The sequence below is a fragment of the Streptomyces sp. NPDC047974 genome, assembly GCF_040653375.1.
GTDB lineage: Bacteria > Actinomycetota > Actinomycetes > Streptomycetales > Streptomycetaceae > Streptomyces.
Genome location: NZ_JBEZNU010000053.1, coordinates 4,794 through 25,279 on the forward strand (window position 1 = coordinate 4,794; position 20,486 = coordinate 25,279).

General features: G+C 72.8%; 19 protein-coding genes. 8 read left to right on the forward strand and 11 right to left on the reverse strand.

Annotated elements, in window-relative coordinates; genetic code table 11:
- The coding region (locus tag AB0E19_RS36435; RefSeq protein ID WP_362188782.1) for an AfsR family transcriptional regulator at positions 1 to 2,386 on the forward strand (2,386 nt) is incomplete at its 5' end.
- 24 nt (positions 2,387 to 2,410) lie between these two features.
- Here the strand turns inward: AB0E19_RS36435 and AB0E19_RS36440 are convergent.
- The 3 genes from AB0E19_RS36440 to panB form a co-directional block, all read right to left on the reverse strand.
- Complete coding sequence (locus AB0E19_RS36440) at positions 2,411 to 3,268, reverse strand: ABC transporter permease (protein ID WP_360600102.1); 858 nt, start codon at positions 3,266 to 3,268, stop codon at positions 2,411 to 2,413.
- A complete protein-coding gene (locus tag AB0E19_RS36445; protein WP_362188787.1) occupies positions 3,265 to 4,257 on the reverse strand; it encodes an ATP-binding cassette domain-containing protein in 993 nt (330 codons plus the stop codon). Before AB0E19_RS36445 ends, AB0E19_RS36440 begins: the two co-directional genes overlap by 4 nt.
- A 110-nt stretch (positions 4,258 to 4,367) precedes the next feature.
- On the reverse strand, positions 4,368 to 5,231 hold the full coding sequence (gene panB / locus AB0E19_RS36450) for a 3-methyl-2-oxobutanoate hydroxymethyltransferase (RefSeq protein ID WP_362188790.1): 864 nt from the start codon (positions 5,229 to 5,231) through the stop codon (positions 4,368 to 4,370).
- A 171-nt stretch (positions 5,232 to 5,402) separates the two neighbouring features.
- On the opposite strand from panB, the gene AB0E19_RS36455 reads away from it, so the two are divergent.
- From AB0E19_RS36455 to AB0E19_RS36470, 4 genes are all read left to right on the forward strand, one after another.
- On the forward strand, positions 5,403 to 7,010 hold the full coding sequence (locus AB0E19_RS36455; RefSeq protein ID WP_362188793.1) for an MFS transporter: 1,608 nt from the start codon (positions 5,403 to 5,405) through the stop codon (positions 7,008 to 7,010).
- A gap of 299 nt (positions 7,011 to 7,309) precedes the next feature.
- Positions 7,310 to 7,861 carry a TetR/AcrR family transcriptional regulator gene (locus AB0E19_RS36460; protein WP_362188833.1) on the forward strand — a complete coding sequence of 184 codons (552 nt, stop codon included), beginning with the start codon at positions 7,310 to 7,312 and terminating at the stop codon, positions 7,859 to 7,861.
- A gap of 187 nt (positions 7,862 to 8,048) precedes the next feature.
- On the forward strand, positions 8,049 to 9,077 hold the full coding sequence (locus tag AB0E19_RS36465; RefSeq protein ID WP_362188796.1) for an endonuclease/exonuclease/phosphatase family protein: 1,029 nt from the start codon (positions 8,049 to 8,051) through the stop codon (positions 9,075 to 9,077).
- A 97-nt stretch (positions 9,078 to 9,174) separates the two neighbouring features.
- Positions 9,175 to 10,413 carry an MFS transporter gene (locus tag AB0E19_RS36470; RefSeq protein WP_362188799.1) on the forward strand — a complete coding sequence of 413 codons (1,239 nt, stop codon included), beginning with the start codon at positions 9,175 to 9,177 and terminating at the stop codon, positions 10,411 to 10,413.
- Here the strand turns inward: AB0E19_RS36470 and AB0E19_RS36475 are convergent.
- Positions 10,379 to 12,154: an NAD+ synthase gene (locus tag AB0E19_RS36475; RefSeq protein ID WP_362188802.1), complete on the reverse strand. Its 1,776-nt coding sequence runs from the start codon at positions 12,152 to 12,154 to the stop codon at positions 10,379 to 10,381. The genes AB0E19_RS36470 and AB0E19_RS36475 overlap by 35 nt on opposite strands.
- Before the next feature lie 234 nt (positions 12,155 to 12,388).
- Here AB0E19_RS36475 and AB0E19_RS36480 point away from each other — a divergent pair, with 234 nt between their 5' ends.
- Positions 12,389 to 13,162, forward strand: a complete 774-nt coding sequence (locus tag AB0E19_RS36480) for a DUF998 domain-containing protein (protein WP_362188805.1) — start codon at positions 12,389 to 12,391, stop codon at positions 13,160 to 13,162.
- A complete protein-coding gene (locus tag AB0E19_RS36485; protein WP_362188808.1) occupies positions 13,159 to 13,971 on the forward strand; it encodes an alpha/beta fold hydrolase in 813 nt (270 codons plus the stop codon). Before AB0E19_RS36480 ends, AB0E19_RS36485 begins: the two co-directional genes overlap by 4 nt.
- Here AB0E19_RS36485 and AB0E19_RS36490 read toward each other — a convergent pair.
- The 4 genes from AB0E19_RS36490 to AB0E19_RS36505 form a co-directional block, all read right to left on the reverse strand.
- Positions 13,956 to 14,375 (reverse strand): CBS domain-containing protein, encoded by a 420-nt coding sequence (locus AB0E19_RS36490; protein ID WP_362188811.1) that lies wholly within the window; start codon positions 14,373 to 14,375, stop codon positions 13,956 to 13,958. The two genes, AB0E19_RS36485 and AB0E19_RS36490, sit on opposite strands and share 16 nt — an antisense overlap.
- A 126-nt stretch (positions 14,376 to 14,501) precedes the next feature.
- The gene (locus tag AB0E19_RS36495; RefSeq protein ID WP_362188814.1) at positions 14,502 to 15,137 is read right to left on the reverse strand and encodes a DUF305 domain-containing protein; all 636 of its coding nucleotides are present in this window, start codon (positions 15,135 to 15,137) and stop codon (positions 14,502 to 14,504) included.
- Positions 15,134 to 15,811 carry a DUF3105 domain-containing protein gene (locus tag AB0E19_RS36500; RefSeq protein WP_362188817.1) on the reverse strand — a complete coding sequence of 226 codons (678 nt, stop codon included), beginning with the start codon at positions 15,809 to 15,811 and terminating at the stop codon, positions 15,134 to 15,136. The genes AB0E19_RS36495 and AB0E19_RS36500 overlap by 4 nt, the downstream gene beginning before the upstream one ends.
- Positions 15,812 to 15,875: 64 nt before the next feature.
- Positions 15,876 to 16,289 carry a hypothetical protein gene (locus AB0E19_RS36505; protein ID WP_362188820.1) on the reverse strand — a complete coding sequence of 138 codons (414 nt, stop codon included), beginning with the start codon at positions 16,287 to 16,289 and terminating at the stop codon, positions 15,876 to 15,878.
- A 203-nt stretch (positions 16,290 to 16,492) separates the two neighbouring features.
- Between AB0E19_RS36505 and AB0E19_RS36510 the strand changes: the two genes are divergently transcribed.
- Entirely contained in the window at positions 16,493 to 17,854 is a 1,362-nt protein-coding gene (locus tag AB0E19_RS36510; RefSeq protein ID WP_030755173.1) for a glutamine synthetase family protein, read from the forward strand.
- 75 nt (positions 17,855 to 17,929) lie between these two features.
- Here the strand turns inward: AB0E19_RS36510 and AB0E19_RS36515 are convergent, their stop codons facing one another.
- The 3 genes from AB0E19_RS36515 to AB0E19_RS36525 form a co-directional block, all read right to left on the reverse strand.
- A complete protein-coding gene (locus AB0E19_RS36515; protein WP_362188824.1) occupies positions 17,930 to 19,195 on the reverse strand; it encodes a site-specific integrase in 1,266 nt (421 codons plus the stop codon).
- A gap of 83 nt (positions 19,196 to 19,278) precedes the next feature.
- Complete coding sequence (locus AB0E19_RS36520) at positions 19,279 to 19,503, reverse strand: helix-turn-helix domain-containing protein (protein WP_362188827.1); 225 nt, start codon at positions 19,501 to 19,503, stop codon at positions 19,279 to 19,281.
- 311 nt (positions 19,504 to 19,814) lie between these two features.
- On the reverse strand, positions 19,815 to 20,486 hold a 672-nt coding region (locus tag AB0E19_RS36525; RefSeq protein ID WP_362188830.1), incomplete at its 5' end, for a DUF3987 domain-containing protein.

Genomic DNA, 20,486 nt, shown 5'->3' on the forward strand with positions numbered 1-20,486 from the left:
GGCCGAGCGGGCCGCCGGCGCCTGGCCCGACGGCGTCTGGGTCGCCGAACTCGCCCCGGTCCGCGACCCGGAGGCCGTCCCCGAGGCCGTCCTCGCCGCCCTCGGCGCCCGCGAGACCGTGCTGCGCGGCGCCGGCGCCGAGGAGCTCCGCACCGGCGGCGACCCCCTGCACCGCCTCGTGGAGCACTGCGCCGGGCGGCGGATGCTGCTGCTCCTGGACAACTGCGAGCACCTGGTGGACGCGGCGGCCCGGCTCGCCGAGACGGTCCTGGCGCGCTGCCCCCACGTACGGGTCCTCGCGACCAGCCGGGAGCCGCTGGGCGTGCCGGGGGAGCGGCTGCGGCCGCTCGGTCCGCTGCCGGAGGAGACGGCGCTGCGCCTGCTCGCCGAGCGGGGCGCGGCGGCGCGGCCCGGTTTCGACGTGGCCGGGGACCCGGAGGCGGCGGGGGAGATCGTGCGGCGGCTCGACGGACTGCCGCTGGCGATCGAGCTGGCGGCGGCGCGGCTGCGGCTGCTGTCGCCCCGGCAGATCGCGGACCGGCTCGACGACCGCTTCCGGCTGCTGACCTCGGGCGCGCGGACGGTGCTGCCGCGCCAGCAGACCCTGCGGGCGGTGGTGGACTGGTCGTGGGAGCTGCTCGACGAGCCGGAGCGGGCGGTGCTGCGGCGCCTCGCCGTCTTCACCGGCGGGTGCGAGCTGGAGGCGGCGGAGGCGGTCTGCGCGGGCGCGGAGGGGACGGAGGTCCTCGGTGCGCTGGGCGCGCTGGTCGACAAGTCGCTGGTGGTGTCGGCGCCGGAGGGGTCCGGGATGCGGTTCCGGCTCCTGGAGACGGTGGCGGAGTACGCGGGGGAGCGGCTGGACGAGGCGGGCGAGCGGGCGGCCGTCGAACGGGCCCACCTCACGTACTACCGCGAGCTCGCCCGCACCACCGACCCCGGGCTGCGCGGGTCGGGCCAGCTCGCCGCGATGGTCCGGCTGGACGCCGAGTACGGCAACGTCCGCACCGCGCTCGCCCGGGCCGTCGCCGCCCGCGACGAGGACGAGGCCCTGGTCCTCGTCCACGCCCTGCTCTGGTACTGGCAGCTGCGCGATCTGCGCTCCGACGCCCTCCAGTCGGTCCGGGCCGTCGCCGCCCTCGGCCCCGACCCGTTCTCCCCGCCCGCCGCGCCGCTCGTCCCGCTCCACGAGCCGTGCACGGCCGCCCCGCCCCCGCTGTCGGAGGAACAGCGCTGGGAGGCCAGGCGCGGGGTGCGGCTCGTCGAGCTGATCAACATGGACCACGAGACCGCCCGCTGGACGAGCCCCGAGGGCCGGGCCCGGCTCGGCGAGATCACCGCCGTCTACCGGCCCGGGCTGCCGCAGACCTGCCGGCTCCCCGGCTCCTTCGGCGTCTTCGCCGTCCTCATCATGGGCGAGGCCGAGCGGCTGCACGACCTCCTGGACGCCACCGTGGAGGCGTGCCGCCGGTACGGGTACGACTGGGAGCTCGCCCACGTCCTGCACCTGCGCGCCAACATGCGGGCCAACCGGGGCGCGTGGGCCGACCTCGCGATCGCGGACGCCGACGAGAGCCTGGCCCTCTTCGAGCGGCTCGGGGACGCCTGGGGCGCGGCCGAGGCGCTCTCCGCCCGCGGCGAGGCCCACGAGCGGCAGCTCGCCTACGACGCGGCCGCCCGGGACTTCTCCGCCGCCATCGGCTACGCGCAGAAGATCGGCGCCCCCTCGCAGCAGGAGCTGCTGCGGGCCCGGTACGCCGACACCCTCATCGAGTCGGGCCGCGTCGAGGAGGGCGAGGAGATCCTGCGGAAGATCCTGGACGACCACGCCACGGGCCACGAGCCGCAGCTCGGCGCGCGGCTCTTCCTCGCCCTCGCGCTGGGCAGGACGGGCAGGACCGCCGAGGCCAGGGAGCATCTGACCACTCTCCTGGAGGAGTTCAGCAGCGAGACCCTCTCCGTCTTCGAGGGCTTCACGCTCGGCAGCCTGGCCTGGATCGACGTCCTGGAGGAGCGGTACGCCGACGCGCTCGCGCGGATCGCCTCCGCGTACGAGCGGTCCCTGGGCCCGCTGTCGCTGATGGTGGTGCCGCAGATGCCCGGGGTCCATCTCGTGGTCGGGGCCTGGGCGCTCGCCGGACTCGGGGGCGAGGGGGCCCGGACGGCGGCCCTGCTCCTCGGCGCGCGGGACGCCCTGGTGCCCGACGGGCACCGGGAGCCCGGCCTGGAGCGGGAGAACCTGGCGCGGGCGACGGAGCTGGCCCGCGCGGCGCTCGGCGCGGAGGCCTTCGAGGCCGCGCACGCCGAGGGCGGCGGCCTCTCCGCTGAGGAGGCCGCCGCCCTGCTCGGTCGCGCCGCCGACGCGATCAGTGAGCGCGCCGAGTCCTGAGCCCCCGTCACCGGGGGCGCCGGCTCAGGTCTTCTTGCGGAACTTGGAGACCGCGAGCGGCGCCGTGACGACGGTGATGGCCAGCGCCCAGCCCAGCGTCATCCACACCGAGTGGGCGACCGGGCCGCCGTTGATGAGGTTCCGGGCCGCGTCGGCGAGGTTGGAGAGCGGGTTGTAGTCCGTGAAGGTCTCCAGCCAGCCGGGCATCGTCGTCGTCGGGGCGAAGATCGAGGAGCCGAACTGGAGCGGCATCAGGACCAGCATCGCCATGCCCTGGACCGCCTGCGCGGACTTCAGGCTCAGACCGAGCAGGATGAAGATCCACATCAGGGAGGCGCCGAAGACCGCCGACAGGCCGATGGCGGCCAGCAGGTGGAGCACCGAGGTGTGGATCGACAGGCCCAGCAGGAAGCCCATGCCGAGGAGGATCGCGGTGGCGATCATCATCCGGCCGAGCTCGACGACGATCTTGGCGATGAGGACCGAGGAGCGGGCGATCGGCATCGTCCGGAAGCGGTCCATCACCCCCTTCTTGAAGTCGTCGTTGATGCCCACGCCGACGCCCATGGCGATGTTCATGCCCATCATCGCCATCAGGCCGGGCGTCACGTAGTTCACGTAGACGTCGTTGTTGCCCTTGCCGGAGATCGCGCCGCCGAAGACGTACACGAAGAGCAGGATGAAGATGATCGGCATGAACACGGCGTCGAACATCGACTCCGGGTCCTGCTTGATCTGGAGGGCGTTGCGCCGGGCCAGCGCGCCGATGTGGCGGAGGTTGGCCCGCAGGCCGATGCGGCCCTCGGCGTCGGTGCGGACCGGACGGGCCGGCGCCCGGTCCGGGGCGCCGACGGGGGACTTGGTGACCGTGGTCGTGCTCACGCGGCGACCTCCTCGGTGATCTCGTCGGAGACGGCGGTCTTCTGGCCGGTGATGGCCAGGAACACCTCGTCCAGGCTGGGCAGATGGGTGCCGATGTGGGCGATGCCGAAGCCGCGCGCGCCGAGCAGCGCGACCACGGCCGTCAGCTGCTGGTCGGTGAGGATCGGGACGTACAGCGCGCCCTCGTCGGGCACCACGGTCGCGCCGGCGACGCCGTCGAGACCGGTCTCGCGGAGCGCGGCCGCCATCGCGGGCAGCCGGTCCGGGTCGACCGGGCGGACCTTCAGGGTGCGGCCGCCGACCTTCGCCTTCAGCTCGTCGACCTCGCCCTGGGCGATGACCTTGCCCCGGTCGATGACGGTCAGCTCGCTCGCGAGCTGCTCGGCCTCCTCCATGTACTGGGTGGTGAGGAGGACGGTGACGCCCTCGGAGACCATCCGCTTGACCTCGTCCCACACCTCGTTGCGGGTGCGGGGGTCGAGGCCGGTGGTCGGCTCGTCCAGGTAGAGCACGGCCGGCTGCCCGATCATGGAGGCGGCGAGGTCGAGGCGGCGCCGCATGCCGCCGGAGTAGTTCATCGCCGGGCGCTTGGCGGCCTCGGTGAGGGAGAAGCGCTCCAGCATCTCGTCGGCGCGGCGGCGGGCGTCCGCGCGGGACAGGTCGAGCAGCCGCCCGATCATGTACAGGTTCTCGAAGCCGGAGAGCTTCTCGTCGACGGAGGCGTACTGGCCGGTGAGGCCGATGGTGCGGCGCAGCTGCCGGGGCTGGCGCACCACGTCGTAGCCGGCGACGGTGGCGGTCCCGGCGTCCGGGACGAGGAGGGTGGAGAGGCAGCGGACGAGGGTGGTCTTCCCGGCGCCGTTGGGCCCGAGGACGCCGAGGACGGTGCCCTCGCGGACGTCCAGGTCGACCCCGTCCAGGGCCTTCGTCTCGCCGAAGTGCTTCACGAGGCCCCGGACCTCGACGGCGTTGGTCTGTGATCGCGTCATGCCCCCATGGAACAGGGGGCCGCTGACAGTCTTCCGACAAACGGCCTACAGACGGACGACAGCCCGCCGATGGGGGAAGTCGGCGGGCTGTCGGTGGTGCCGGAGGTGGCCTAGTGGAAGGTGTGCTCCTCGGCGGGGAAGGACCCGCCGGCCACGTCCTCGGCGAAGGCGCGGGCGGCGTCGCCGAGCGTCTCGCGGAGGTTGGCGTACTGCTTGCTGAAGCGCGGCACCTTGCCGCCGGTGAGCCCGGCCATGTCGGTCCAGACGAGGACCTGGGCGTCGGTGTCGGGGCCCGCGCCGATGCCGATGACCGGGATGTCGAGCGAGCGGGTGATCTCGCCGGCCAGCTCGGCCGGGACCAGCTCCAGGACGAGCGCGAAGGCGCCCGCGTCCTGGGCGGCCTTGGCGTCGCGCAGCAGCCGGTGCGCGCCCTCGTCGGAGCGGCCCTGGACCCGGTAGCCCATGGTGTTCACGGACTGCGGGGTGAGGCCCAGGTGCGACATGACGGGGATGCCGGCCTGGACCAGCATCTCGGTCTGCGGCAGCGAACGCTCGCCGCCCTCCAGCTTCACGGCCTGGACGCCCGCGTCCTTGACCAGCCGGGTGGCGCTGCGCAGGGCCTGGACGGGCCCTTCCTGGTACGAGCCGAAGGGCAGGTCGCCGACGACGAGGGCGCGCTTGGTGCCCCGGACGACGGCGGCGGAGAGCAGGGCCATCTCGTCCATCGTGACGGGCACGGTGGTGTCGTAGCCGAGGTGGCAGTTGCCCATGGAGTCGCCGACGAGGATCACCGGGATGCCGGCCTCGTCGAAGACGGAGGCGGTCATGGCGTCGTAGGCGGTGAGCATGGGCCACTTCTCGCCGCGGGTCTTGGCGGCGGCGATGTCGTGGACGGTGAGACGGCGCGAGCCCTTGCCTCCGTACAGCGTCCTGGTGCTGTCGGCGGGCGGTTTCTGGGCAGCCTGAAGCGTCATGGTGAACGGCTCCTTGTGTCATCTCGAGGCGCCCTGACGGCGTCCCCGGACCACATCCATGGTGGCACTTCGCCGGGTGGGCGGGGAAGTGGGCCGGAGTGGTGCTGTTCACACCGGACTGATTTCCGATACGAGACGGGCCCGTATCGAAAAAGGTCTACAGTGGTGTCCATGCCAGAGCCGTCCCCCTCCTCGCCGCCCTCCCGGCCCCCCGTCTCCGTGCCCGAGGCCGTCCACCGCCGCCGCTGGGCCATCCTCGGCGTGCTCATGCTCAGCCTGCTGATCGTCGTCCTCGACAACTCGATCCTGAACGTGGCGGTCAAGACGATCGCCTCTCCGGACCCGGTCGGGCTCGGCGCCACCCAGAGCGAGCTGGAGTGGGCGATCAACTCCTACACGCTCGTCTTCGCCGGCCTCCTCTTCGCCTCCGGCCTCCTCGGGGACCGGTTCGGCCGCAAGAAGTCCCTCCTCTCCGGCCTCGCCGTCTTCGGCCTCGGCTCCGCCCTCGCCGCCTTCTCCGGCTCGCCGGGCGAGCTGATCGCCCACCGGGCCGTGATGGGCCTCGGCGCGGCCTTCGTCATGCCGGCCACCCTCGCCGTCCTCATGAACGTCTTCGAGCGCGACGAGCAGCCCAAGGCGATCGGCATCTGGGCCGGCGGCGTCGGCCTCGCCATCGCGATCGGGCCGATCACCGGCGGCGTCCTCCTGGAGCACTTCTGGTGGGGCTCGATCTTCCTCGTCAACGTGCCGGTGGTGCTCGTGGCCCTGGCCCTCATGGCCTGGCTGGTCCCCGAGTCCAGGGACCCGGCGCCCGGCCGGATCGACCTCGTGGGCGTCCTCCTCTCCGTCCTCGGCCTCGTCCTCCTCGTGTACGGGATCATCCGCGGCGGCGAGCGGGCGTCGTTCACCGAGCCGGGGGTCCTCGTCCCGGTCCTCACCGGCCTCGCCGTCCTCACCGCCTTCGTCCTGTACGAGAAGCGCAGCGACCACCCGGCGCTCGACGTGTCGTACTTCCGCAAGCCGGTCTTCTCGGCCGCCGTCGCCGCGATCGCCCTGGTCTTCTTCGCCCTCATGGGCGTGACCTTCTTCTCCGCCTTCTACCTCCAGAGCGTCCGCGGCTACAGCGCGCTCGACTCCGGGCTCCTGCTGCTGCCGCTCGCCCTCGCGCAGATGGTCTTCGCGCCCCGCGCCCGGCTCGCCGTCGCGCGCTTCGGCGCGCGGGCGGTCTGCGCCTGCGGCATGGCCGCCGTCGCCCTCGGCCTCGGCGCCTTCGCCTTCTTCGACGCGGACACCCCGGTGTGGGTGATGGCCCTGGTCTTCCTGGTGCAGGGCGCGGGCATGGCGCACATCATGCCGCCGGTCACCGTCGCGATCATGCAGTCGCTGCCGCGCGAGAAGGCGGGCTCGGGCTCCGCGATCAACAACACCTTCCGGCAGGTCGGCGGCGCGCTCGGCGTGGCGGTCCTGGGCTCGGTCCTCTCCTCGGTCTACCGGAGCGAGATCGAACCCCACCTCGACGTCCTGCCCCCTGCGGTGCGCACCACCGCGGGCGAGTCCCTGGAGGCCACCCTCGCGGTCGCGGAGAAGCTCCACGCCGACGCCCTGACGGCCCCCGCCCACCAGGCCTTCCTCGACGCCATGCACATCACCGCCTTCGCCTCGGCGGCGACGGCCGTCGTCGGCACGCTGGTCGTCGCCGCCTTCCTGCCCGGCCGCACCCCGCCCCCGGGTGCCCCGACCCGGGGCGCCCCGGAACCGGCGGAACCGGCCCACCGCTGAACCGGGCGCCCCGGCCCCGGCCGGTCCGGGCCCCCGTCCCCACCGGGCGAGAATGGGAGACGGCAGATTCCCCACGACGAGAGGCGGCGCGCGTGTCCCTGGCGGACGGCGAGAACCCCGGAGCTCCGGGCGGCGACGCGCCGGAGCGCGAGCCCCGCACGGACCGCGCGCCCGCGCCCGAGCCCCACGCGGACGCCGACGCGCCGGAGCGCGAGCCCCGATCCACCGAGGACCCGGACCCGGACCGGGAGCCGTGCGGCGAGGGCGGCCCCCGCCGCGGGCGGCCCCGCAGCGAGGCCGTGGAGCGGGCGATCTTCGACGCCGTGATCGGGCTCCTGGAGGGCGGGGTGCCGCTGGGGGACATCTCCATCGAGCGGATCGCGCGGACCGCGGGGGTCGGGAAGGCGACGATCTACCGCCGCTGGGCCGGCAAGGAGGACCTGCTGGTCGAGCTGATCCGGTCCGTCGAGCCGCCCGACCCCGAGCTCCCGGGCGTCTCGGTGCGCGACGACCTCGTGATGATGCTGGAGTTCATGCGCCGGCGCGGGCTCGCCAAGCGGTCGTCCGCGCTGCTGCGGAACATGTTCACGCAGATGCAGACCCACCCGCGGCTCTGGGACCAGTACCACCGCACCGCCATCGAGCCCCGCCGCCGTCGCGGCATCGAGGTCCTCCGGCGGGGCGTCGCCACCGGCGAGGTGCGCGCCGACCTCGACCTGGACCTGGTCAACGACCTGTTCATCGGGCCGCTCCTGCTCCGTACCGTCCTCCAGCCGGACGCCGACCTCTCGCCCGACTTCCCCGCGCGCGTCGCGGACGCCATCCTCGACGGGGTCCGGCCGAGGGACTGACCCCGCCCGACCCGCACGAATGTGCGCGTTCTGTCACAGCCCGCCCGAACCGGCCTCCGGCCGGAACCCCGCCACACGCCGCGTCCGTCCTTGGGGGAGTGCGCGGGGCCACGTATCGCCTAGGGTCGAGCCCGGGTCCCGGAGCACGGACGGCACGGACGGCACGGCAAGACGAGCGAGGGCAGCGATGGCGCGGGTGGACACGACGGGGACGGAGCACGGCGGAACGGGAGGTACCCCTTCCGGGTCCCGCGACCGGTTCCGCTCCGCCCTCGGCCGCCTCCGGCGCGACCCGGGCATCTGGCGCCGCGGCATCGTGCTGGCGCTCTGCGCCCTCGTCCTGACGCTCCTGATGGCCTTCCACGCCCGGATCCCCAACCGCGTCGGCAACCTCGGCAGCCTCACCGAGACCTTCCTGCCCTGGCTCGGCCTCTTCGTGCCGGTCCTGCTCCTCCTCGCCCTGCTCCGCCGCTCCGCCACCGCGCTGCTCGCCCTGCTGCTCCCCGTGGTCGTCTGGCTCAACCTCTTCGGCGGCCTCGTCGCCGACAAGTCGGCCTCCGGCGGCGACCTCACCGTCGCCACCCACAACGTCAACGCCGACAACCCCGACCCGGCCGGGACCGCCCGCCGGCTCGCCGGCTCCGACGCCGACGTGCTGGCCCTGGAGGAGCTCAAGGCCGACGTGGTGCCGGTCTACGAGAGGGAGCTGGCGGAGAAGTACCCGTACCACTCCGTCCAGGGGACCGTCGGCCTGTGGAGCCGGCTGCCGCTGCGCGACCCCCGCCCGGTCGACATCCACATGGGCTGGACCCGCGCCATGCAGGCCACCGTCGTCGCCCCCCAGGGCGAGCTGCGGGTGTACGTCGCCCACCTGCCGTCCGTACGGGTCAAGCTGAACGCCGGCTTCACCGCCAACCAGCGCGACACCAGCGCCAACGCCCTCGGCGAGGCCATCGCCAAGGACCGCGCCCCGCGCGTCGTCCTCCTCGGCGACCTCAACGGCACCATGAACGACCGCGCCCTCAACGCCGTCACCTCCCAGCTGCGCTCCACCCAGGGCGCGGCCGGCGACGGCTTCGGCTTCTCCTGGCCGGCCTCCTTCCCGATGGCCCGCATCGACCAGATCCTGGTCCGGGGCGTCGAGCCGGTCTCCTCCTGGGCCCTGCCGGAGACCGACAGCGACCACCTCCCCCTCGCGGCCCGCATCGCCTTCTGAGCCGCCGGGATCCGGGCGTACGGCGGACCTTCCGGGATCTGCGACAATTTGTTTTGGAAGAAAACAAACCCCTGGATCCGGAAAGGGTCTCCCACCCATGCCCGTGGCCCTGATAGCCCTGGCCATCTCCGCTTTCGGCATCGGCACCACCGAGTTCGTGATGATGGGCCTGCTGCCCAACGTCGCCGGCGACCTCGGCACCACCGTCCCCACCGCGGGCCACCTCGTCTCCGCCTACGCCCTCGGCGTCGTCGTCGGCGCCCCGCTGCTCACCGCCCTCGGCTCCCGCCTCCCGCGCAAGCGGATGCTGCTCCTGCTGATGGCCCTGTTCACCGTCGGCAACCTCGCCTCCGCCCTGGCCCCCGACTACGGCTGGCTGCTCGCCGGCCGCGTCCTCGCCGGCCTCCCGCACGGGGCCTTCTTCGGCGTCGGCGCCGTCGTCGCCGCCCGGCTCGTCCGCCCCGACCGGCAGGCCCGCGCGGTCGCCACCATGTTCCTCGGCCTCACCGTCGCCAACATCCTCGGCGTCCCCGCCGCCACCCTGCTCGGCCAGCACCTCGGCTGGCGCGCCACCTTCGTCGTGGTCACCGCCATCGGCCTGGCCGCGCTCGCCGCCCTCGCCCGGCTCGTCCCCGACCTCCCCGTCGACGAGCGCCAGGGCCTCGGCCGCGAACTGCGCGCCCTCGGCCGCCCGCAGGTGCTGCTCGGCCTGCTGACCGCCGTCCTCGGCTTCGCCGGCGTCTTCGCCGTCTACTCCTACCTGGCCTCCATGACCACCGAGGTGATGGGCTTCGGCGAGTCCACCGTCACGATCGTCCTCGCCCTCTTCGGGATCGGCATGACCGCCGGCGCGCTCGCCGCCGGACCGCTCACCGACCGCGCCCCGCGCCCCACCCTGTACGGCTCCCTGGCCGCCCTCGCCGTCACGCTGGTCGCCTTCCGCTTCACCGTCCACGTGCCCTGGCTGGCCCTGGTCACCGTGGTGGTGCTCGGCGCCGTCGGCTTCATGACCACCACCCCGCTCCAGATGCTGGTCATGGAGAAGGCGAAGGACGCCCCGACCCTCGCCTCGGCCTCCAACCACTCCGCCTTCAACCTCGCCAACGCGGGCGGCGCCTGGGCGGGCGGCGCCGCCGTCGCCGCCGGCTGGGGCTGGACCTCCCCGGCCCTGGTCGGCGCGGCCCTCGCCGCCGTCGGTCTCGGCGTCGCCGTGCTCGCCGGCCTCCTCGACCGTACGGGGAGGACGGCGGAGGGGGCCTCGCACGTCGTCGCGCGAAGCCCCCTGGCCACCGGGGAACCGGTCAGGACGCCGGTGTCTCCCGCCAGCGGTTCGTGATCGGCAGCCGCCGGTCCTTGCCGAAGCCCTTCGCCGAGATCTTGGTGCCCGGCGGGTACTGGCGCCGCTTGTACTCCGCCGCGTCCACCATCCGCAGCGTCCGCGCCACCAGCTCCGCGTCGAAGCCCGCCGCCACGATCGCGTCCGTGCCCCGGTCCCCGTCCACGTACAGGGCGAGGATCCGGTCGAGCACCTCGTAGTCCGGCAGCGAGTCCGTGTCCACCTGGCCCGGGCGCAGCTCGGCGCTGGGCGGCTTCACGAGGGAGTTCTCCGGGATCGGCGGGGTCTGGCCGCGCTCCTCGGCCGCGCGGTTGCGCCAGCGGGCCAGCCGGAAGACGTCCGACTTGTAGACGTCCTTGATGGGCCCGTAGGCGCCGACGGAGTCGCCGTAGAGGGTCGAGTAGCCCACCGCCAGCTCGGACTTGTTGCCCGGGGCGAGGACGAGGTGGCCCTCCTGGTTGGAGATCGCCATCAGGGTGGTGCCGCGCAGCCGGGACTGGAGGTTCTCCTCCGCCAGCCCGGTGAGTCCGAGGGCGGCCATGTACGCGTCGAACATCGGCCCGATCGGGACCGTGCGGAAGTGCAGCCCGGTACGGCGGGCCAGTTCGGCCGCGTCGTCCTTGGAGTGCTCGGAGGAGTACTTCGACGGCATCGACACCCCGTGCACCCGGTCCGCGCCCAGCGCGTCGCAGGCGATCGCGGCGACCAGCGCCGAGTCGATGCCGCCGGAGAGGCCGATCACCACCGAGCCGAAACCGTTCTTCGCGACGTACGCGCGCAGTCCGATGACGAGCGCCGAGTAGACCTCCTCGTCGTCGTCGAGCCGCTGCGCGTAACCGCCCGTCAGCTCCGCCTCGGTCAGCGGGAGCGGCTCGCCGGCCGGGCCCTCCAGGACCGCCCGGTCGATCCGCAGCCCGTCGTCCACCACCGTCCCCGGCGCCGGGGCGTCCGGGTCGGCGGCCGGCAGGTCCAGGTCGAGGATCACACTGCCCTCGGTGAACTGCGGGGCCCGCGCGATGACCTCGCCCGCCGCGTCCACCACGATCGAGTCGCCGTCGAAGACCAGCTCGTCCTGCCCGCCGGTCGAGGCCAGGTAGGCGGTGGTGCAGCCGGCCTCCTGGGCCCGCTTGCGGACCAGTTCGAGCCGGGTGTCGTCCTTGTCCCGCTCGTACGGCGAGGCGTTCACCGAGAGCAGCAGTCCGGCGCGGGCGCTGCGCGCCGCCGGCACCCGGCCGCCCTCCTGCCACAGGTCCTCGCAGATCGCGAGCGCCACGTCGACCCCGCGGACCCGCAGCACCGGCAGGGTGTCGCCCTGCACGAAGTAGCGGAACTCGTCGAAGACGCCGTAGTTCGGCAGGTGGTGCTTGGCGAGGCGGAGCACGGCCCGGCCGCGGTGCAGCACCGCCGCGGCGTTCTCCGGGGAGCCGGCCGGGCGGCCGAGCCGGGGCACCGCCCGCTCGGTGCGGTCCAGGTAGCCGACGACCACCGGCACCTCGCCGAAGCCCTCGTCGGCGAGCCGCTCGGCGAGCGCGAGCAGCGCTTCGCGGGAGGCCTCGACGAAGGACGGCCGCAGGGCCAGGTCCTCGACGGGATAGCCGGTCAGCGCCATCTCGGGGAAGGCGACGAGATGCGCGCCCTGCCCGACGGCGTGCCGGGTCCAGTGGACGATCGCCTCGGAGTTCCCGGCGATGTCCCCGACGGTGGAGTCGATCTGATTCAGCGCGAGGCGTAGTCGATGCACGCCCCCCAGTGTAATCGTCAAATCGACGCTATGTCCTGGGAACCGCACCCCGCCCCTGCCCGCGGAACCGTTTCGCCCCGACATGCGCAGAAGTCTGCCGCCACCTCCTCGCCGGCGGCGGCCTGCTCGTCCTCGGCATCCTCGTCCCCGCCGCGCTCCTCGCGTTCCGCACGCCCGAAGGGGTCCACCCCGAACACCGGGAACCTTCCGGCACTCCCTGACGTCTGACCCCGTATGCCCGGAAAGGTCACGCGCGCGTCCGCCGCCCTGCTCCTCCTGGGGGCGCTCGCGTACACCGCCTGGGTCCTCGAAGCCGTCGTGCGGACCGATCTCGACCCGGTCCGCACGTACGTCTCCGAGCTCGCCGCCGCCGACCAGCCGCTCGGCGGCCTCTTCCGCGCCACCGACCTCGCCGCCGGCCTCCTCGTCCTCGCCGGCTCCGTCCTCGGCCTCCGCGCCGCCCGCGCCCCCGAGGACCCCGCGCCCGGCGTCCCCCGCTGGGCCCGCACCGACCCCGGGCCCGCCGGCCGCCGCCCCTGGCTCCGCGCCGGCTGGGCCGCCCTCGCCCTCTTCGGCGCCGCCACCGCCGTCGACTCCCGCCTCCCGCTGAGCTGCGCCGCCACCGCCGACCCCGCCTGCGCCGCCCGCGAGGCCGCCGGACTCGTCCCCGCCACCCACACGGCCCACGCCGTCAGCTCCGGACTCGCCATGACCGGCGCGCTCGTCGCCATGGCGGCCCTCACCCTCGCCGCCCGCCGCTACGGCCTCTGGCCGCTCCTGGCCCGCACCGGGCCGTTCGTCGTCGGCCTCACCCTCGCCGCCACCGCCTGGACCCTCGCCGCCGTCGCCTCCTTCGAGTCCGGCGGAGGCCACGCCGCCCTCGGCGCCGCCCAGCGCCTCCAGGTGCTGCTCGTCGCCGTGTGGATCGCGCTCCTCGCCGCGTCGTCGGCCCGGGAGGCCGCTCGCACGGGCAGAGCCGGCCGTATCGGGGAGGACACCCGACCATGACCTTCGTACGCCTCGGGGGCCTCGCCCACCACGTCGCCGTCGACGGCCACGGACCCGTCTGCGTGCTCTCCGCCGGCCTCGGCCTCGCCTGGTTCGACTGGGACCCGGTCGTCCCGCTGCTCGCCCCGCACCGCACCGTCGTCCGCTTCGACCGCCCCGGCCACGGCCTGACCCAGGAGAGCACCGCACCCCCCACCCTCGCGGGCGAGGCCGACCGGATCGCCGCCCTCCTCGACGCCCTGCGGCTGCCCGGGCCCGTCACCGTCGTCGGCCACTCGATCGCCGGACTGCACGCCGAGGGCTTCGCCCGCCTCCACCCCCACCTCACGGCCGCCCTCGTCCTCGTCGACTCCTCCGTCGAGGACCACCCCCGCCCCGGCGGCCCGGCCCTCGCCGCCGCCGCGGAGGCCGCCGGGACCGCGCTCACCGCCCTCGGCCTGCCCGCCGCCCTCGGCCCCGCGCTGCGCCGCCTCGCCGTCCGCCCCGACCCCGCACCGCCCGCCGGGGTCCGCCGCGTCTACCGCGCCTCACGCGTCTGGCGCGGCGCCCTGCGCGAGAACGCCTCCTACGGCTCCGTCGCCGCCGAACTCCTCGCCCTGCGCCGCACGCACCCCCTGCCGCCCGCCGCCCCCGTCACCGTCCTCGCCGCCCCGGACGGCTCCGCCCGCTGGGAGGACCGCCAGCGCACGCTGGCCCGACGGCTCGGCGCCCGCCACGTGGCGGCCGTGCCCTCGGGCCATCTGGTCATGCGGGACGCCCCCGGCACGCTCGCCCGGGTCGTCCTCCAGGCGCTTCAGGAAGCGGCGTAGACGCTCGCGCAGAAGGCCTTCAGCTGCTCGTCCGACAGCTGCTGCGCCAGGTCGGCCTCGCTGATCATGCCGACGAGCCGCTTGTTCTCGATCACCGGGAGCCGCCGGATCTGGTGGCTCTGCATCTCCTCCAGGACCGCGCCCACGTCGGCGCCCGCGTCGATCCAGCGCGGCGTGCCCTGCACGATCGCTCCGCAGGTCACCTTCGCCGGGTCGTGTCCCATCGCCACACAGCGGACCACGATGTCGCGGTCGGTGACGATGCCGCACAGCCGCTCGTTCTCGTCGGCGACGGGAAGCGCCCCCACGTTCAGGTCACGCATCATCTGCGCGGCGCGGTCGAGCGTCTCGTGTTCCGGGATCCACCGGGCTCCCGGGTGCATGATGTCCTTCGCCGTGGTCATGGGGTGCGTACCTTTCGTCGAACGTCGTTGTACGTACGTCGTCCCCGAGCGCCTCTCATTCTCCTGGCACGCGTCGGCCCCCGCGACCGCAGCGGGTCACGGGGGCCGGGGTCGCGCCGGTCCGGATCAGGCGGTGGCGCCGCGCTTGCGGAGCATGTCCGCCATCAGCGCGATCTCCGACTCCTGGGCGTCGACCATCCCCTGGGCGAGGTCCCGCTGGATGTCCACCGAGCACTTCTGCACACAGCCCTGGGCCATGTGCACCCCGCCCTTGTGGTGGGCGGTCATCAGCCGCAGGTAGAGGATCTCGGCGTCCTTGCCGGACGCCTTCCGCAACGCGTCGAGCTGCGTGTTCGTCGCCATGCCGGGCATCAGCGCGCCGTCCTTCGCGGCGGCGTCACCGGTGACGGGCATGCCCATCCAGCTCATCGGCGCGGTGCCCGACTCGACCTTCGGCAGGCCCCACACGTCGAGCCAGCCGAGCATCATGCCGCGCTGGTTGGCCTGGGTGTTGGCGATGTCGTACGCGAGCCGGCGCACCGAGTCGTCGGTCGTCCGGTCCCGGACGATGAAGGACATCTCGACGGCCTGCTGGTGATGGACCGACATGTCGCGGGCGAAACCGGCGTCCGCCGAGGCGGTGTCCGGGGTCCGCGGCGCCTCCTCGCGCTCCGCCGAGGCGACCGTGACGGCCCCCGCGGCGAACAGCACCGACAGGGCGACCGCGGTGATCGCCGCGTACCGGGTGCGGCGGGCGCTCACTGGCCCATCCCGGCGCCGCCCACGCCGTCGGCGCCGACACCGCCGGTGCAGGCCGCACCGGGCTCCGGCGTCTGCTTGCCCTGCACGTACTTGGTGAAGAAGGCGTCGACGCGCGGGTCGCTCGCGCTGTCCACGGTGACCTGCTTGCCCCAGGCGGAGAGCATGATCGCGCCGGTCTGGTCGTCGACCGGGCTCATCAGCGTGTACGGGGTGTCGGAGACCTTCTCCTTCAGCGCCTTCACGTCGGCCTCGGCGGCCTTCTTGTTGTACGTCACCCACACGGCGCCGTGCTCCAGGGAGTGCACGGCGTTCACCTCGGGGACGGCCTTGTCGTAGACGTCGCCGTTGCAGTTCAGCCACACCGGGTGGTGGTCGCCGCCGACCGGGGGCTTGGTGTCGTAGGTGACGGCGGTCTCGACGTGGTTGCGGCCCAGCTTCGCCGCGTCCCAGGACTGCTCGCCGGAGATGGGGGCCTTGGCGGCGGCCTCCTTGGCCTCCTCCTCGTCGGCCTTCTTCATCAGCACGAAGGTGCCGAAGCCGACGAGGCTCAGCACGACGACGGCGGAGATGCCGAGGGTGAGGAAGCGGTTGCGGCGCTCCCGGGCCTGCTCGGCGCGGCGCATCTCCTCTATTCGGGCGCGGCGGTCGGCGGTGGTGGAGCGGTTGGCGGCCATGGTGATGTCGTCCTTCTGGGAAAGATAAAAAGGGGGAAGTCGTCGTTCGGGGAAAGGCGCGGGCCTAGGTCCGGAGAACTTGAAGGACGTGCAGGTCCGGGGCGCGCGGCCGGACCCCGGGATCCCGCCCGGCACCCTCGCCGGCGAGCGCGTCGAAGCGCGGCAGCCGGTCCTCGGCGTGCAGCGGCGGATCGAGGGGCGGGGCGCTGAGCACCGCGGGGGAGAGGGCCGGGAAGAGGGAGCAGTCGCCCCGGTCGTACGGGCAGACGTACGCGGCCGGCCCTGTTCCGGGGACGGGGGTGGCGGTGGGCCCGACGGATGCCGGGGCCGTGGCCCGCTCGTGCCCCGGATGGCCGCCCGGCCCCGACGGACCGCTCCCCAGACAGACGAAGAGCGCGGCGAGGAGCGTCGCCACGGCACTCACCAGTGCCATGGGACGCGCGTGCCGGTACGGGCGTTCGAGCCGTAGGGCTCCCATGGGCGCAGATCGTAGTGGGAGAGAGGCCTCCGTGGGCCGAACGGGGTAGGACTTCCCCAGGTCCTCGGTTACCTGTGTCACACCCGAACAGGCAGTATGGGTGTGCAACGTGCGCGAAACCATGTGGTGGGATGCTCAGGTGCCCCCCGATGTGCCCGAGGCGGTGGGAGCAGGCGGCCTGACCAGCGAGGATGGGTGTGGAAATGGACAAGCAGCAGGAATTTGTGCTCCGTACGCTCGAAGAGCGCGACATCCGCTTCGTGCGTCTGTGGTTCACCGACGTGCTCGGCTTCCTCAAGTCGGTCGCCGTCGCCCCCGCCGAGCTGGAGCAGGCCTTCGACGAGGGCATCGGCTTCGACGGCTCCGCGATCGAGGGCTTCGCCCGCGTCTACGAGTCCGACATGATCGCCAAGCCGGACCCGGGCACCTTCCAGATCCTGCCCTGGCGGGCCGAGGCCCCCGGCACCGCCCGGATGTTCTGCGACATCCTCATGCCGGACGGCTCGCCGTCCTTCGCGGACCCGCGCTTCGTCCTCAAGCGGGCCCTCGCCAAGGCGTCCGATCTCGGCTTCACCTTCTACACGCACCCCGAGATCGAGTTCTTCCTGCTGAAGGACAAGCCGCTCGACGGCTCGCGCCCCACCCCGGCCGACAACTCCGGCTACTTCGACCACACCCCGCAGAACGTCGGCATGGACTTCCGCCGCCAGGCGATCACCATGCTGGAGTCGATGGGCATCTCGGTCGAGTTCTCCCACCACGAGGGCGCCCCCGGCCAGCAGGAGATCGACCTCCGGTACGCCGACGCGCTCTCCACCGCCGACAACATCATGACCTTCCGCCTGGTCATGAAGCAGGTGGCGCTCGAACAGGGCGTGCAGGCGACCTTCATGCCGAAGCCGTTCTCGGACTACCCCGGCTCGGGCATGCACACCCACCTCTCCCTCTTCGAGGGCGACCGGAACGCCTTCTACGAGTCGGGCGCCGAGTACCAGCTCTCCAAGGTGGGCCGCTCCTTCATCGCGGGCCTCCTCAAGCACGCGGGCGAGATCTCCGCCGTCACGAACCAGTGGGTCAACTCGTACAAGCGCATCTGGGGCGGCTCCTCCCGCACCGCCGGCTCGGGCGGCGAGGCCCCCTCGTACATCTGCTGGGGCCACAACAACCGCTCCGCCCTCATCCGCGTCCCCATGTACAAGCCCGGCAAGACCGGCTCCTCCCGGGTCGAGGTCCGCTCCATCGACTCCGGCGCCAACCCCTACCTGACCTACGCGGTGCTCCTCGCCGCCGGCCTCAAGGGCATCGAGGAGGGCTACGAGCTCCCCGCCGGCGCCGACGACGACGTCTGGGCGCTCTCCGACTCCGAGCGCCGCGCGATGGGCATCGAGCCCCTCCCGCAGAACCTCGGCGAGGCCATCGCCCTCATGGAGAAGTCCGAACTGGTCGCCGAGACCCTCGGCGAGCACGTCTTCGACTTCTTCCTCCGCAACAAGAAGCAGGAGTGGGAGGAGTACCGCTCCGAGGTGACGGCCTTCGAGCTGCGGAAGAACCTGCCGGTGCTGTAGCCGCAGGTCAGAGCGCAACCGGGAACTTCTAGCGCTCCGGGCGGTCGGCACCTCAGCCGACCGCCCGGAGCCGTCTCACCCCTCCTGGGCCGTCTCTGGGCCGTGAATGGTCGCACCCAATGCCTCGTAGACATCGTCCACGGCCCTGAGGGTCCGTTCGTGGCTGCTGGGCATCAGGTGCGTGTAGACCCGGAGCGTGAATCCAGGGTCGGTGTGCCCCAGGTACGTGCTCAGCGCCTTGATGTTCTCCCCGGCCGCCAGCAGCACCGAAGCGTAGAAGTGCCTCAGCGCGTGCATCCCGTGCTCGCGGGCTGCGGCGTGCCGCTCGTTCGGCCGGGGCTCCGGAATGACGCCGGCCGTGACGAGAGCGGGCTTCCAGACCCGGGTGTTGAAGTCGGTACGACGTACCGCGCCGCCTCCCGGGAGGGAGAACACCAGCCGCTTCGTGACGAGAGGCCCGCCAGGCCGCAGCCATGGAAGCGTCACCTCCACCGGAGGGAACTTCTCACGGTGCTCTCGTAGGGCTTGCCCCACGTGCTGAGACAACGGAGCATCACGTTCCTTTCCACCCTTGGGTGGAGCGAAGACAAGGTGACCGTTCACCACCTTCACCTGGTTGTCGATCCGCAGCCACTCGCCGCGGAACTCGTGCGGGTCGTCCGGCAGACCGAAGATCTCGCCCTGGCGAAGGCCGCAGCCGCCGCCGACGTCGACCGTCGCCCCATAACGGCCGGGGAGCGCGCGCTGCACCGTGAAAACGCGCTGAGCGGTCCACGGATTCACCCGTGGCGCCACCGGTGCGGGCTGCCGGACGGTCCCGGCCTTGCAGGGATTCTTGAGCAGCAACTCGTCATCGACGGCGCTGGAAAGGACCGCCGAGACGCTGGCGAAGATGACCCGCCTGTACGAGGACACCGGTAGCGCGCGTTCGAGCTCGCTCAACCAGGCCCGGATGTGCTCCGGCCGGAACGAGTCCAGCGGTCGCGTGCCGAGGTACGGAAACGCGTGCAGCCGAAGGTGGATGTTCACCGTCGTGCGCGTCGTCGGATCCGTGGTCTGGGAGGCAAGCCACTTCTCGCCGTACTCCCGGAACGTGATGCGGCCGGCGGACGGATCGATGTACTGGCCGCGGTTCATGTCGGCCTCGATGGCGGACAGCCACTTGTCTGCTAGGCGCTTCTGCTTGTCCGGGAAGCTCTTGGACTTCTCGGTGCCGTCGGGACCGATGTAGCGGGCCCGGTAACGGAGTCCGAGGCCATGACGGTCGGTCCTGACCCGGCGCTCCTTGCCGTCGGCGTCGATCTCGGTCTTGTACCAGCGGTCCTGGACGTGGCCGGCCATGGGAGGGTGCGGTTCCTTTCGGCGTACGGGAAAGGCCCGTGCCGCCCCACGGGCGGGGGTGGCACGGGCCGGGGAGAGAGGATTCAGGCTGCCGCGTCGAGCTCGCTCTGCTTGGCGACCCACGCCTGGACGGCGACGGGGTCGTACCGGACGTGGCGACCCGCGCGGAATCCGGGCGGGCCGGTGCGCTGCTTGCGCCAGTGGTAGACGGTCTCCAGGGGGACCTCGAAGAGGGCGGCGATGTCCTCCGGGGTGAGGTACCGGGCGGGGAGGCGGGTGTCGGGCTGGGGCGTCTTGGCGGTGGCCATCGGTCTCCTTCGGCTCGGTCCGGGGTGCTGGGAACCCCGGAAAGTGCTGACAGAACTGACAGAACCTCGCCGTATGGCCTCTGACCTGCGGGTTTGGCCACTTTGGCCGCTGTGACAAAACCTCAAAAAACTCTGACAGAACCTCGAAAACCTAGGTTCTGTCAGACCGGGCGGCTCGGGCCCCAGGGGAGGTTTTTTGAGTTCTGTCAGAGTTTTCGGAGGTTTTGTCACAGCTCCGGAAACCCTTATTTTCGCAGGTCAGGGGGCTAGTCGGGAGGTTCTGTCAGTTCTGTCAGCGGTTTCGGGGGTTTTCAGGCGGCGGAGGTGACGCGGGGGTGGGTCTCGTAGCGGGGCGAGGGCGGCCGGCCGCCGCGCGTGGTGCGGGGTGGCGGAGGCTGCTGTCGGAGCCAGCCGTGTTCCTCCAGGAGGTCCAGGGCGGGGTCGAGGTCGCCCATTGCGGCGAACTCGCTGCGGGGCATCGCGCGAAAGAGGTCGCGCTTGGTGAAGCTCGCGGTACGGGTCTCGCTCAGGTGGGTCAGCACCGTGTGGGCGGCTTCCTGGGCGGGGTCGGCCTTCATCGCGTTGAACACGTCGAGGGCGTGGGCGGTGAAGTAGTCGCCGAGGCGCGTCGCGGCGGCCATCGTCTCGGCGGCGATGGGCCGGTGCCACGCGTCCTCGGGGTGGGTGGCGAGGTGAAGAAGCCCGGCGATACGGGCGACCGCGCCGTCGCGCTTGCTGGCCCAGTTGATGACGGGCCAGAGGGGGCCGTCCTTGCGCAGACGGGACTCGGTGACGCGCTGGTAGGCGAGGAGGACGGCGTCCGCCTCGGGGGTGAGGGTGAGGGTCGCGGGTTCGCTCCAGGCCGCGAGGGTCAGCGCGAGGTGTCCAAGCTTCTGGGCGTAGGCGCCGGCGGTGTCGGGGGCGAGGAGTTCGGGGGTGAGGTTGCGGTAGCCGACGAGGGACTCGGGCTTGGAGTAGAGGAA